A 14,004-nucleotide genomic window follows, 5' to 3' on the forward strand; every position below is an offset into this window, starting at 1 on the left:
AATCATAACGCAACCTATTTCATTAAAATATTTATAATCACTATTTTTGCAGTTCAAAAAAATAATAATATGTCATCAGTAGAAACTGCATACGTTAAAAATAAAGTGAAGGACCCTTCACTGGCCGCCTGGGGCCGCAAAGAAATTGAATTGGCCGAGGCCGAAATGCCGGGCTTAATGGCGCTGCGTAAAGAATATGGCCCCGCTAAGATATTAAAGGGTGCACGTATAGCGGGCTGTTTGCACATGACCATCCAAACCGCTGTTTTAATTGAAACTTTGATAGAACTGGGTGCCGAAGTTACCTGGTCGTCATGTAATATATTTTCTACACAAGATCATGCTGCTGCTGCAATCGCTGCCGCCGGCACTTCAGTTTATGCCTGGAAAGGCATGAATGCTGAAGAGTTTGACTGGTGTATTGAGCAGACCTTATTTTTTGGCGAAGACCGCAAACCATTAAACATGATACTGGACGATGGCGGCGACTTAACCAACATGGTACTGGATAAATATCCCGAGCTTATAGATGGCATTAAAGGCTTATCTGAAGAAACCACTACAGGCGTGCACCGTTTATACGAGCGCATGAAAGCAGGTACACTGCCAATGCCTGCCATTAACGTAAACGATTCGGTTACCAAATCGAAATTTGATAACAAATACGGCTGCCGCGAATCGTTGGTTGATGCCATCCGCCGCGCTACCGATGTAATGATGGCCGGTAAAGTGGCTGTTGTTTGCGGTTATGGCGATGTGGGTAAAGGTTCGGCCGATAGCTTACGTAACGCCGGTGTACGTGTTATCGTTACCGAAATTGACCCTATCTGCGCGTTACAGGCAGCAATGGAAGGCTTCGAGGTGAAAAAATTAAGCACTGCTATAACCGAGGCTGATATTGTAGTTACTGCAACAGGTAACAAAAACATTGTTCGCGAGCAGCATTTCCGCGCGTTGAAGGATAAAGCCATTGTTTGTAACATAGGCCACTTTGATAACGAGATTGACATGGCCTGGTTAAACAGTGCTTATGGCAATACCAAAATTGAAATAAAGCCACAGGTTGATAAATACACCATTGATGGTAAAGACCTTATAGTTTTGGCCGAAGGCCGTTTGGTAAACCTGGGTTGCGCCACCGGCCACCCAAGCTTTGTAATGAGTAACTCGTTCACTAACCAAACTTTAGCTCAAATTGAGCTTTGGACAAACGGCGATGCTTACGAAAACAAAGTTTATACCCTGCCAAAACACCTTGATGAAAAGGTTGCCCGTTTGCACCTGGAGAAAATTGGTGTTGAATTGGAAGTTTTAGACCAGGACCAGGCCGAGTACATCGGCGTAACAGTTGATGGTCCGTTTAAACCGGAGTATTACAGGTACTAAGTCAAAAGTTTAAAGTAAAAAGTAAAAATGGGATATGGTTTTTGGCCATGTCCCTTTTTTGTTGACACATCAGTCATGCCGAACTTGTTTCGGCATCCCTAATGCAAAGTAGCCTGTTTATCCTGAGAGGTCCTGAAACAAGTTCAGGATGACAAGATATTTTCACAGCAACTCATAAGATTCTCTTATCCACGCGAATAATTGCGGGCGCAATTCACCGGTGTGGCTAAGCCTGATATTATTTTGATACCTGCCTGCCGTAGCAATGCTCTTGTAAACCGGCGGCTCGGTTAGCGGGTTGATCGAGTAAAACTTAAGGTCGAGCACTTTTTGCATGGGGCGGATAACAAAAAAAGTTTGCTTATGCACAAAAGTGATACAGTTTGGGGTAGTGCCTACCAAAACATCGGGCCAGTCGGCAACCTCGGCAAGCAGCTTATCAAACAGCAACAACAACTCATCGGGCTTGCCGTTAAAAAGGTCGTCGAGGCTAACCCTGGCGCAGTAATGCCTTTGGGTTTCGCTGGTTAGTTCACGGTCGCATTTGGGGCAGGTGTAGGGCATAGTGAGTCCTCCGAGATGTGCTAAGATATAAATTATTGATTTTAAAGCGCAGGTGGTTTGCAGGTTTTGCAACAGGTGATAATCGCATAAATATTCTTTTATATTATTTGTAACTTAAGCCGTTTTTTAAGACCTGATTATAATGAAACTATTAACTAAAACCTTTATCACAGCCGTGGCTGTGTGCCTGGGCAGCTTTACAGCTTTTTCGCAGGAAAACCTGCCTAAAGATTACCTCACCAAAGAATTTCATGCCGGCCGCCGCCAGGCGCTGCGCAACCTGATGCCTGCCAACTCGGTAGCAGTAGTATTTGCTTACCCCGAGCAGGTATTCTCTAACGATGTAAACTACGTTTTTCATCAAAACCCCGATATGTACTATTTTTCGGGCTACATGGAGCCCGATGCCGCGCTGCTGATATTTAAAGATATGCAGGGCACCGGCGATACCAGCTATAACGAGGTGCTTTTTGTACGTAAACGCAACCCGCAGCAGGAGCAATGGACCGGCAGGCGCCTGGGTGTTGACGGAGCAAAGGCTAAGTTAGGTTTCACAAGGGTTTACAATGGCAGCGAGTTTGCCAAATTCCCCATCGACTTCAAAAAATTCAGCGCCGTTATTTATGATAATATAAATGACGATGCTACCGGCGACCTGAAGAGTTTGATAACCACGTTTAAAACCAGGGCTGCGGTACCAAATATTGATAAAGCCTTAAAAGCCGATTATGATATTATTAATAAATATGCCACCGGTAAAAATTTAACACAGATCATAAACTACATGAAGCCCCGTCTTGATGACGACGCGCATAAAAACAGCGCAATTATACAAGCGTTGGTAGCAAAGCCGGATTCGGCCACTTTGATTGACGTTAAAGCCAAAATCAAGGAAACCATGGGCAGCGCCGGCTTATTTACTGAATACACAACCAAACTGCGCGGCATTAAGCAGCCCGAAGAATTGGCGCTACTAAGCAAATCGGTGCAATTATCGAGCATAGCCCATGCCGAGGTAATGCGCGCGGTAAAACCAAACATGAGCGAACGCGAACTGGAAGGCATATTAATGTATGTACACCGTAAGTATGGCGCCGAAAACGAAGGCTACCCGCCAATAGTAGGCGTTGGTGCAAACGGCTGTATACTGCATTACGAGGAAAATAACGAACAGGTGCTGAATAACCAGTTGGTGCTGATGGATGTTGGCTCGGAATATCATGGCTACTCGGCCGATGTTACCCGCACGGTGCCGCCAACCGGCAAGTTTACCGAAGAGCAGAAGGCTATTTACCAGATAGTTTACGATGCGCAGGAAGAGGTATTTAAACTGTGTAAGGCAGGTGTGCCTTATTCGTCCCTGGAAGCAAAAACGGGCGAAATACTTGCCGCCGGTTTAATAAAGCTCGGTATCATCAAAGAAGCGAAAGAATTGCGCACCTATTACCCGCATGGCGTATCGCACCACATGGGGCTTGATGTTCACGATAAGGGTTCGTACACAGGCAACCTGGAAGAAAACATGGTGATCACCGTTGAGCCGGGCATTTATATTCCCGCGGGCAGTAAGTGCGATAAGAAATGGTGGAACATTGGTGTACGTATCGAAGACGATGTAGTTATCGGCAAAGATAAGGGCACTATTTTATCGTTAGATGCGCCCAGAAAATGGCAGGATGTTGAGAAAATGGCCGCGGAAAAAAGTATATTTGACGGTGCGAAATTCCCGCCGCTTAAATAGGATTACTTATTATATCGGAAAGCCCCTACAAGTCGGGGCTTTCCTGTTTTAAGCTATTTTAATGATATTTGTGCTTCATATCAAAACTATGGCCCGCTTATCCGTCAACATCAATAAAATAGCTACCCTGCGTAATTCGCGCGGCGGCGACAACCCAAATCTGATACAGGTTGCAAAGGACTGCGAACGTTTTGGCGCGCAGGGTATAACTGTACATCCCCGGCCCGATGAAAGGCATATCCGCTACCAGGATGTTTTCGACCTGAAAAAAATAGTAACCACCGAGTTTAATATCGAAGGAAACTGCCAGGAACAAAAATTTATCGACCTGGTGCTGGCTAACCAACCCGAACAGGTAACCCTGGTGCCCGATGCATTGGGGCAGATCACATCAAACCACGGGTGGGATACCATAAAAAACCAGCAATATTTAAAGGATATAATTAGGGTATTTAAAGACGCCGGCATTCGCGTATCTATATTTGTCGACCCCGTTGTGGACATGATTGACGCCGCAGCCACCACCGGTACCCACCGCATTGAACTGTACACCGAGGCTTATGCACACAACTACCTAACCAATAGAGAGGAAGCCATAGCGCCTTATGTACAGGCAGCCGAAACCGCGTATAAACTTGGCCTGGGCATCAACGCCGGGCACGACCTCGATCTGCACAACCTTAAATACTTCGCGCAAAACATACCCGCGCTTGATGAGGTAAGCATAGGCCACGCCCTAATCAGTGATGCCCTGTACTATGGCTTGGAGAATACTATACAGATGTATTTGAGGCAGCTGGCTTAGTGTAAAACATCGCCTATTTTTCCTTTGGTAAACCTACTGTCACTATCGTATTACCTGATTGTTATTCAACAGCTAAATTGTACCTTTGCGATAAATTTTAAGGGACAACCATTTCAATGAAGCTGAACGTAGATTACCAGGAAAAATTCCAGCAAAGGCACATAGCGCCAAACCAGGCAGATACCGAAAAAATGCTTAAAACTGTCGGTGTAAATTCGCTTGATGAATTAATTGATGAAACCGTACCGGCCCGGATAAGGCTTAAGGCCCCGCTAAACCTGCCGGCAGCTAAAAGCGAATTCGATTACCTGAATACGCTAAGGCAAACAGCTTCAAAAAATAAAGTATTTAAATCGTACATAGGCCAGGGCTACTATGATGTAATTGTGCCCGGTGTTATACAGCGTAACATCCTTGAAAACCCGGGATGGTATACCCAATATACGCCATACCAGGCCGAAATAGCCCAGGGCCGATTACAGGCCCTGCTGAATTTCCAGACTATGGTTATCGATTTGACCGGGATGGAAATTGCCAATGCATCATTACTTGATGAAGGCACGGCAGCTGCCGAAGCTATGTTTATGCAATACAGCCTGCGCAAAAATCAGCAGGCCAATGTTTTCTTCGTTTCAGAAGAACTGTTCCCGCAAACTATTGATATTTTAAAAACACGCAGCGAGCCCTACGGCATTAAACTCCAGATTGGCAACCACCGCACCGTACAATTAACCGACGATATGTTTGGTGCTATTGTACAATATCCTGCGGGTAACGGGGCCGTTTATAACTATACGGATTTTGCGAACGCCCTCCACGATAAAGATATAAAACTTACTGTTGTTGCCGATATCATGAGCCTTGTGCTGCTAACCCCGCCGGGAGAGTGGGGCGCCGATATTGTGGTGGGCAGCACCCAGCGCTTTGGCGTACCCATGGGCTTTGGCGGCCCGCATGCGGCATTTTTTGCCACTAAAGAAGAATATAAACGTTCCATCCCCGGCCGCATTATTGGCGTAACCATAGACAGTGCCGGTAACTATGCCTTGCGCATGGCGCTGCAAACCCGCGAGCAGCACATCCGCAGGGATAAAGCTACTTCAAACATTTGTACAGCGCAGGCATTACTCGCCATTATGGCCGGTATGTACGCGGTTTACCACGGTCCGCAAGGTATTAAACTGATAGCCGAACGCATACACGGTTTAACCGTTCTGCTGGCTAACTCGTTAAAAGCCCTTGGTTATGAGCAGTTGAACGAAACTTATTTTGATACCCTGAAATTTGACGTTGGACCGTTGGTTGGCCCGCTGCATTCAGAAGCGCTGAACAATGAAGCAAACCTGAATTATAACGGTTCAGTGGTTACCATTTCTGTTGATGAAACTACCTCGACCGAAGATATCAAGACACTTGTACGTTTCTTTGCCAAGGTAAAAGGTAAAACGCTTGCCGATTCAAACTTTGATACCTTGAAGGGGAATGTTGAAGGCATTATTCCTGCAGAGCTGCAGCGCACCTCGGCTTACTTAACACACAGCTTGTTTAACTCGCACCATTCTGAACACGAAATGCTGCGTTATATAAAATCGCTGGAAGCAAAAGACCTTTCGCTTTGCCACTCAATGATCGCCTTGGGTTCATGTACTATGAAGCTGAACGCGACGACCGAAATGATACCCGTTACCTGGGCCGAGTTTAGCAAGATGCACCCCTTTGCACCAACCGATCAGGTTGGCGGCTACATGCAGTTGTTTGACGAACTGAACAAATGGCTGAGCGAAATTACCGGCTTTGCAGCTATGAGCCTGCAGCCAAACGCAGGTGCCCAGGGCGAATACGCGGGTTTAATGGTTATCCGCGCTTACCATAACGATAGGGGCGACAGTCACCGTAACATTGCCCTGATACCATCATCTGCACACGGTACCAACCCTGCATCGGCGGCAATGGCCGGCATGAAGATAGTGGTGGTAAAATGCGACGATAACGGTAACATAGATGTTGCCGATATGAAGGCAAAAGCAGAGCAATACAAGAATGAGCTCTCGTGCCTGATGGTAACTTACCCGTCAACCCACGGGGTGTTCGAGGAAAGTATTATCGAGATCTGTGAGATCATCCACCAAAACGGCGGGCAGGTTTATATGGATGGCGCCAACATGAACGCGCAGGTAGGCCTTACAAGTCCTGCTAACATCGGTGCTGATGTTTGCCACCTTAACCTGCATAAAACCTTTTGTATACCGCACGGCGGTGGCGGCCCCGGCATGGGCCCGATTGGTGTAGCTAAGCACCTGGTGCCATATCTCCCCGGCCATGCCGTTGTTGATATCGATAACGGAAAAGCCATCCACGCCGTATCCGCAGCACCATGGGGCTCTGCATCTATCCTGATCATATCGCACGCTTACATTGCCATGATGGGCGCCGACGGGTTAACCAACGCAACCCGTTACGCCATACTGAATGCCAACTATATTAAAACACGCTTAAAAGATCATTATAATGTGTTGTACACCGGCGCTAACGGCCGCTGCGCGCACGAAATGATATTGGATTGCCGCTCATTTAAGGCTTACGGTGTAGAGGTTGTAGATATAGCCAAACGCCTTATGGACTATGGTTTCCACGCGCCAACAGTATCGTTCCCGGTTGCGGGTACGGTTATGATAGAGCCAACAGAATCGGAACCAAAACACGAGCTTGACCGCTTCTGCGACGCGATGATATCTATCCGTAACGAAATTACGGATGTAGAGAACGGCATATCAGATAAAACAGATAACCCGCTGAAGAACGCGCCGCACACCGCCGCAGTGATCACCGGCAACGATTGGGAGCACCCATACACCCGCCAGAAAGCTGCTTACCCGCTACCTTATGTTGCGGCCTACAAATTCTGGCCTTCGGTTGGCAGAGTAAACGATACCTATGGCGACCGTACGCTTATCTGCTCGTGCCCCCCGCTAAGCGATTATGAATTTGAAGAGAGCGAGGTAACTACGCCCGAGTACGGAACGTGAAGATAGATGTGCAAGATGTTTAAATATGCAGATGTGCAGATGAAAAATGACTGAAGTAAGGCCCCTTAAGGGGCCTTTTTTATTGGTTTCGCCCTTGTTGGTGTTGTCACTAACAAGCGGCTATGCATTCCGTTTTACCGTTGTAAAAGTTATTGGCTACTGCGCCATCCCGCGTAAAAGAATGGGCTATGTGCGATTCCCTCGCAGCAAGAGGGTGTAGGAAGGTTAATAAAGCGGACTGAACCCTCCCTGCCACCACCACGCCAACCGCACCCCTCCCGGCAACCGCTTAAATTGACTTTTTGCAAAGGAAGATAAATGAGTATGCTGTTATATGGTTCTCATTTGCTGCCTTTTGCAACTATTTGTACATTATTTACGTATTTATACTAATATTGTCTGCATTGGTTGCCGTAAACACTTAGCTTTAAAGAGCGCGTTTACACGTAACTTTAATGAAATTTTAACGTTTACAACCTTTAAGAATATAACTTTTTAATTTGCAATTCCGTATAAGACCCTATGAGCCTTAATAACGACAAAACAGTAAGTGTTTTATTGGTTGATGATGATGAGATAAATAACTTTATTTCGATAAAGTTGATAAAGAAAGCGTTGACCAATTCTGATATTATGGCATGCCTTAACGGTAAATTTGCTATTGATCAACTGGCTGATATTCAACGTAAAGATCCAAGTAAGCTCCCCGACTATATCCTGCTGGATATCAATATGCCGATCATGAACGGCTGGGAGTTTCTTGACGAGTACAAGCGCTTAAACCTCGACCCGCTCGGTAAAAGCAAGATCTATATTATTTCATCATCGGTGTTCAGTAACGACATCAACAAGGCCCGATCATACCCACTGGTAAAAGATTTTATCTCAAAGCCGCTTAATGTCGAGAAAATAAAAGAGCTTTTTGGAGTATCGTCGAACTAAGCCGGCGTAACTACAAACTGTTCGTCGCGGTAACTAACAGTTCCTATTGCTGTCGCCCGTGCATGATAAAATAAACAGGTATAACCTTCGGCTGCGGCTTTTTGTCCGTATTGTATACGCAGACCGGCGGCGCGATTACCATCATAATCGTATTTAGCTACAAACTTTCTTATCAGCTGCTCGGGCTCTGGCAGCTCATCGCCTCCAAAAAATACCTTTTGTCCTTCAATATCTATCCAAAACACCTGGTGAAACTTACTGTGACCGGCAGATAGCTCATATTTAATACCGGGCTTGTACTCCCCGCTGTCTTCAACAAAATCAATATCGGCTTTATCCTTCAACGCTTCAAAAATTTCTTTATGGTATGAGGAGGATGCGCCGCTTAAGGCAAATTCAAACTCCCGGCGCTGGATAACATGTTTAGCTTGCGGAAAGCTTGGTTCCAGCTGGCCGTTACGCTCGACCACCAACCCGCCCGAGTGATCATAATGCAGGTGAGACATGAGCACCAGGGTAACATCGTCAGGGTCGAAACCTGCGTTGCGGATATGCTGATGCAGCAACAGTTCGTCGCGGGTGTCCTTATAGCCAAGGCCGGCGTCAAGTACGATAAGGTCGGTAGCGGTTTTTATCAGAAAGGGATTAACATGAATGAACAATGAGCCGGGGCGGTCCCTCTTGCTATCCGTTTCGGGGTTAAAGGGAATGAATTTTTTGGTAGCATCAACTGAGTATGAGCCCTCGCCCAAAGCAAAAATTTCCATAACTAATGTTTGCGCAAATATAAGGTGCAGAAAGCTAAGCGGGGAATGTTGGGTGATAAATGACATTAGCTTCAACATCGCCTTAAAACCTTTGATTCCTCTGCGTTAAACTCCGCACCGGATGTTACCGGCTTATTCTATGGCTGATTTAAATACCCGCTGTAACGTTTTTAATCGACTAACGTCTATTAGGTGCGATCAAGTAAAAAATATTTTTAAATAAATTTTGATATACGAAAACTATCGTACATATTTGTACGAAGAAATTCGTATAACTTTAAAAACATGGATTTTAAACCGACGGAAAGCGAGCTGGAAATATTACAGGTAATTTGGAAAAAAGGGAAATGCAGCGTACGCGATGTACACGAGGAACTTGCCAAAAATAAGGACTCGGGCTATACAACCACACTTAAGCTAATGCAGATAATGCACGAGAAAGGCTTGGTTGAGCGCGATACGACGGCCAAAAGCCACTTGTATACGGCTTTGATAACCCGCGAGGCGGCTCAACAGGGCGCACTGGATAAAATTTTGTCGACGGTGTTTAAGGGCTCTACATCCGACTTGGTGATACAGGCACTGGGCCAGCACCGGGCTTCAAAAGACGAAATAGACGCGATAAAAGATTATTTGAAACAGTTTGGTGATGGTGAGTAGTGAGTGGTGAATAGTGAGTAGTCAGGTGTAAGTAGTTGGAGGTCTGGGTTTAGGATTTAGAGCTTCGCTTTTAGGATTTAGAATTTAGAATTTACCTTTTACGATTTAGAATTTAAAGGTTATGGAAAATATACTGTATAACATTAGCCAGGTTTTAGGGATAACCATTGTCCACTCGTTATGGCAGGGGTTGCTTATCTATTTTTTGCTTAGGGTAGTATTGCTGGTTGCCGGTAAATTGCCATCATCTACAAAATATATGTTGGCAATGGGCAGCTTAGTGGTTATAACAGGTTGGTTTGCCTATACGCTGGTACACCAGATCCAGGTATACGATTGGCTGGCAAAGCCTGCTAACCTGGCCAACATGCCTATAATGCTTGAACTGCCTGCCAATATACGCCAGTTTAATGAGCAAACCATACGTTACTACTATAGTATAGAAGAGTACCTGCCCTATGTAACCGCGATATATGTTGCCGGTTTGTGTTTGAACCTGGTAAGAATAGTGCTTGCCCATAAAAAAATACGCAGTATAAAGCGCACCATGAGTATTGGTGTGCAGCTGCAGCAGCAAATAGGCAGCCTTGCTAAAAAGCTTGATATCGGCAAAAAAGTGAAGGTTGGCTTTAGCAAAATGGTTGATGTGCCCTGTATTGTAGGGTATATTAAACCGGTTATATTATTGCCGTTAACCTTGTCTACCTACTTGGGTGCCGAAGAAATTGAAGCCATATTACTGCACGAACTGGCTCATATTAAACGTAACGATTATGTGCTTAACCTGCTGCAGCAAGTTATAACCACGTTGTTATTTTTTAATCCGTGCGTGTTACTTATCAATAAAATAATAGGCGAAGAACGCGAGAACAGCTGCGACGATCTGGTTGTAAACGCTACTCAAAACCCTGTTATATACGCGAAAGCTTTATTCAAATTAGAGCAAAACCGCCAAAACGAGTTACAGTTAGCGCTGGCTGTAACAGGCAAAAAGTACCATTTATTAAACCGAATTGAAAGAATCATGAAAACAAAAAAACAAACCCCAAGCGTAAGGCCAACATTAGTGGCCATGCTTATATTAACCATAAGTATTGGCAGTTTAGCCATGCTTAATCCCCGTATAGCAGAAGGAAAAATATCCTTAAAGGCCATAAACCCGGTTATAACAAAATTATTGGCAACAGATACCGTACCTGTAAAAAAGGCTGTAAAGGCACAGGCAAAAGCGGTTAAGGCCACAGCCAAGGCAAATGTTAAAACCAACGCGGCACTAAAAGCTAAATTTAAGGCCGAAAAGGATGCAGAAAGCTTTAACTATGGTTACCATTACAACTATAACGGATTAAACGACCCCGAATTGGAACGTTTAAGCAAAGAAGTTGAAAAACATGCTGATGCCGTAGGCAGATATTATGATAGCCCTGAGTTTAAAGCCCAGAGCGATCAGATGAGCAAGCTGGGCGACGACGTAAGCGCATTTTACGATAGCGATAAAATTAAGCAGGCAACCGCTGCGCAGGAAAAGGCCGCCGCCGAGTTTAACAAATTGTATGCCGGCAAAGAGGTGGGTACCGAACAGATGAGTAAACAGATGGAGGTATTAGGTAAGCAAATGGAGCAGTACTTTAACTCGCCCGAGTTTAAAACCATGAACGACAAACTGATGAAGCAGTACGGCATCAGCCAACGCGACTACCATACCGATAAGGACGAGAATTACAAAAAATACCAGGCCGAACTGGATAAGACCCTATCGCCCGAAATAAAACAGGCAACTAAGCAAATGCGTGACCTGGGCGAACAGATGCGCGCCCGCTTTGATAACCCTGAGGTGCGTAAAGCACAGGAGCAGATGCGTGCCGCCGGTGCAGATATGCGCGAGGCGTTTAATAACCCTGATATTAAGCGGAAACAGGAAGAAATGCGCAGGCTGGGCGAAAAGATGCGTAGCTATACCGGTAATGCCAGTGTTAAACAGGAGCAAAAGCTGTTACGCGAAGCGTCTGAGAAACTGAGGGCTTATACGCAAACGCCTGAGTTTAAAAAGAAGTTAGCAGAGTACCGCAAAACGCACCCGGAAGAACGTTTTTATTGGAATAACGATAACAACAACGATAACGACAATAACAATAATAATAATAACAACAGCAGCACCGAAAAGGCTGAAAAAGCAGAGAACAAATAAAATTAGCAGATAGGTGATTGGCGAACCTTTTGGAACCAGTCGCCTACAACTTAATCAGCAAACTCACCGACACAAATGCTGTAAAATTAGTAATTTAGTATCCTCAAAAACGGGGATACTTTTTTTATGCTTCAAAAGCTAACCATACAAAATTACGCGCTGATAGATAACCTCGAGATCAATTTTGATAAGGGGTTAAATATCCTTACCGGCGAAACCGGGGCGGGTAAATCTATCATTTTAGGGGCTCTGTCGCTTATTTTAGGGCAGCGGGCCGAAAGCCGTTACTTTTTTAACCAGCAAAAAAAGTGTGTGATAGAAGGCGCTTTTAAAATTGCTGGTTTCCACTTAAATACGTTTTTTGAGGATAACGACCTGGATTATGATGGCGAAACCGTATTGCGGCGCGAAATTTCGGCCGATGGTAAATCGCGCGCGTTTGTAAACGACACCCCGGTAAACCTTGCTACGCTAAAGCAACTTGGCGAAAAGCTGATAGATATACACTCGCAGCATGCCACTTACGAAATAAACGACCCCGAATTTCAACTGCTGGTAGTTGATGGCGTTGCCGGCCACCACGATTTGCTGAGCAGCTATCAAACTAAATACCGTGCGTATAAAAGATCGCTTAAGCAGCTTGATGAACTGATAGCCCAAAACGATAAAGCGAAGGCCGATCTGGATTACTACCAGTTTCAGTTTGACGAGCTGGAAAAGGCAGCAATTGCCGCTGATGAGCAGGAGGGGCTTGAAAGGGAGCTGGCCACACTAACTAATGCTGAAGAAATAAAGCGTAACCTGTTAGGCGCGCATTACCTGATGCACGAGGGCGAAACATCTGCTATAATACAACTGCGGGAAGCAGGGCAGCAGCTATCAACGATAGAAAGATATAACCCCGAGGTAGAAGAGCTGCATGAGCGGCTTAAAAGTACGCTGATAGAACTAAAGGATATTGCCGGCGAACTGGAAAACATAGAACAGCGAACCTTTACCAATGAGGCCCGGGCCGAAGAAGTAAACACACGCTTAAGCATGTTGTACAACTTGCAGAAAAAACACCGGGTAAACACCAATGCCGAACTGCTTGAAATACAGAATGACCTGAGCGAAAAAATACAACAGGCCGTATTTGGCGACGAAGCGGTAGAGAAGCTGCAAAAGCAGATCGCAGCAAATAAACAAGAACTGGAAGAAATAGCGAAAGAGCTATCGGCCAACCGTAACAAAGCTATCCCGGTAATACAGGACAAAGTTTTGGCCGGCCTTACCGAAATGGGAATGCCAAATGCTGTATTAGAGATAGAGCAAACAGTCGGAAAGTCGGAAAGTCAGCAAGTCGGAAAGATAGCTTCTTCTGCGGACTTACGGTCTTCCGGACTTTCGGACAATCTTTCAAAAAACGGCATCGATACTATCCGCTTTATGTTTTCTGCAAATAAGGGGCATGCCTTGGCGGATATGAGCAAGGTAGCATCGGGCGGGGAACTGAGCAGGCTGATGCTGAGTATCAAATCTATCATAGCCGAATACACCGCCCTGCCAACCATTATTTTTGATGAGATAGATACGGGCGTAAGCGGCGAGGTGGCCAACAAAGTAGGGCAGGTGATGGAGCGCCTGGCGCAAAACCTGCAGGTAATAACCATAACCCATCTGCCGCAAATTGCGGGCAAGGGTAAAAGCCACTATTTTGTTTATAAGGACAATTCGTCAACCGTAACCAAAACCCGCATCAAAAAGCTCGACGATAACGAACGGGTACTGGAAATTGCCAAAATGCTGAGCGGTGATAACCCCGGCGAAAGCGCCCTGCAAAATGCAAGGGAGTTACTAAGTATTTAAGATTGCAGATTTTAGATTTAAGATTGGGCTTTCCTCAATCTAAAATCGTAACTCCAAAATCGTAAATAAAACATAAC

10 protein-coding genes are annotated in these 14,004 nt (G+C 45.3%); 8 read left to right on the forward strand and 2 right to left on the reverse strand.

Annotated elements, in window-relative coordinates; genetic code table 11:
* The first annotated feature begins 69 nt into the window (after positions 1–69).
* Positions 70–1,386 carry an adenosylhomocysteinase gene (ahcY, locus tag HDC91_RS18630; RefSeq protein ID WP_183554782.1) on the forward strand — a complete coding sequence of 439 codons (1,317 nt, stop codon included), beginning with the start codon at positions 70–72 and terminating at the stop codon, positions 1,384–1,386.
* A 162-nt stretch (positions 1,387–1,548) separates the two neighbouring features.
* Here the strand turns inward: ahcY and HDC91_RS18635 are convergent, their stop codons facing one another.
* Positions 1,549–1,950: a DUF5655 domain-containing protein gene (locus HDC91_RS18635; RefSeq protein ID WP_183554784.1), complete on the reverse strand. Its 402-nt coding sequence runs from the start codon at positions 1,948–1,950 to the stop codon at positions 1,549–1,551.
* A 142-nt stretch (positions 1,951–2,092) separates the two neighbouring features.
* Here HDC91_RS18635 and HDC91_RS18640 point away from each other — a divergent pair, with 142 nt between their 5' ends.
* From HDC91_RS18640 to HDC91_RS18655, 4 genes are all read left to right on the forward strand, one after another.
* On the forward strand, positions 2,093–3,691 hold the full coding sequence (locus HDC91_RS18640; RefSeq protein WP_183554786.1) for an aminopeptidase P family protein: 1,599 nt from the start codon (positions 2,093–2,095) through the stop codon (positions 3,689–3,691).
* A gap of 88 nt (positions 3,692–3,779) precedes the next feature.
* Positions 3,780–4,496: a pyridoxine 5'-phosphate synthase gene (locus HDC91_RS18645; protein ID WP_183554900.1), complete on the forward strand. Its 717-nt coding sequence runs from the start codon at positions 3,780–3,782 to the stop codon at positions 4,494–4,496.
* 116 nt (positions 4,497–4,612) lie between these two features.
* On the forward strand, positions 4,613–7,522 hold the full coding sequence (gene gcvP / locus HDC91_RS18650; protein ID WP_183554788.1) for an aminomethyl-transferring glycine dehydrogenase: 2,910 nt from the start codon (positions 4,613–4,615) through the stop codon (positions 7,520–7,522).
* A gap of 522 nt (positions 7,523–8,044) precedes the next feature.
* Positions 8,045–8,464: a response regulator gene (locus HDC91_RS18655; RefSeq protein WP_162430774.1), complete on the forward strand. Its 420-nt coding sequence runs from the start codon at positions 8,045–8,047 to the stop codon at positions 8,462–8,464.
* Here the strand turns inward: HDC91_RS18655 and HDC91_RS18660 are convergent.
* The gene (locus tag HDC91_RS18660; protein ID WP_183554790.1) at positions 8,461–9,231 is read right to left on the reverse strand and encodes an MBL fold metallo-hydrolase; all 771 of its coding nucleotides are present in this window, start codon (positions 9,229–9,231) and stop codon (positions 8,461–8,463) included. The two genes, HDC91_RS18655 and HDC91_RS18660, sit on opposite strands and share 4 nt — an antisense overlap.
* A gap of 285 nt (positions 9,232–9,516) precedes the next feature.
* On the opposite strand from HDC91_RS18660, the gene HDC91_RS18665 reads away from it, so the two are divergent.
* The 3 genes from HDC91_RS18665 (at position 9,517) to recN (ending at position 13,927) form a co-directional block, all read left to right on the forward strand.
* Positions 9,517–9,891 (forward strand): BlaI/MecI/CopY family transcriptional regulator, encoded by a 375-nt coding sequence (locus tag HDC91_RS18665; RefSeq protein WP_183554792.1) that lies wholly within the window; start codon positions 9,517–9,519, stop codon positions 9,889–9,891.
* Between the two features lie 121 nt (positions 9,892–10,012).
* Entirely contained in the window at positions 10,013–12,079 is a 2,067-nt protein-coding gene (locus HDC91_RS18670) for a M56 family metallopeptidase (protein WP_183554794.1), read from the forward strand.
* A 126-nt stretch (positions 12,080–12,205) separates the two neighbouring features.
* Complete coding sequence (gene recN / locus HDC91_RS18675) at positions 12,206–13,927, forward strand: DNA repair protein RecN (RefSeq protein ID WP_183554796.1); 1,722 nt, start codon at positions 12,206–12,208, stop codon at positions 13,925–13,927.
* The last annotated feature ends 77 nt before the right edge of the window (positions 13,928–14,004 follow it).

This window comes from Mucilaginibacter sp. AK015 (assembly GCF_014200785.1).
Lineage (GTDB): Bacteria > Bacteroidota > Bacteroidia > Sphingobacteriales > Sphingobacteriaceae > Mucilaginibacter.

What these genes read in the sequence shown, in the direction of transcription:
- HDC91_RS18645 (WP_183554900.1), top strand. Translation starts at nt 3,780, where the DNA reads ATGGCCCGCTTATCCGTCAACATCAATAAAATAGCTACCCTGCGTAAT.
- HDC91_RS18660 (WP_183554790.1), bottom strand. Translation starts at nt 9,231, where the DNA reads ATGGAAATTTTTGCTTTGGGCGAGGGCTCATACTCAGTTGATGCTACC.
- HDC91_RS18640 (WP_183554786.1), top strand. Translation starts at nt 2,093, where the DNA reads ATGAAACTATTAACTAAAACCTTTATCACAGCCGTGGCTGTGTGCCTG.
- HDC91_RS18670 (WP_183554794.1), top strand. Translation starts at nt 10,013, where the DNA reads ATGGAAAATATACTGTATAACATTAGCCAGGTTTTAGGGATAACCATT.
- gcvP (WP_183554788.1), top strand. Translation starts at nt 4,613, where the DNA reads ATGAAGCTGAACGTAGATTACCAGGAAAAATTCCAGCAAAGGCACATA.
- recN (WP_183554796.1), top strand. Translation starts at nt 12,206, where the DNA reads ATGCTTCAAAAGCTAACCATACAAAATTACGCGCTGATAGATAACCTC.
- ahcY (WP_183554782.1), top strand. Translation starts at nt 70, where the DNA reads ATGTCATCAGTAGAAACTGCATACGTTAAAAATAAAGTGAAGGACCCT.
- HDC91_RS18665 (WP_183554792.1), top strand. Translation starts at nt 9,517, where the DNA reads ATGGATTTTAAACCGACGGAAAGCGAGCTGGAAATATTACAGGTAATT.
- HDC91_RS18635 (WP_183554784.1), bottom strand. Translation starts at nt 1,950, where the DNA reads ATGCCCTACACCTGCCCCAAATGCGACCGTGAACTAACCAGCGAAACC.
- HDC91_RS18655 (WP_162430774.1), top strand. Translation starts at nt 8,045, where the DNA reads ATGAGCCTTAATAACGACAAAACAGTAAGTGTTTTATTGGTTGATGAT.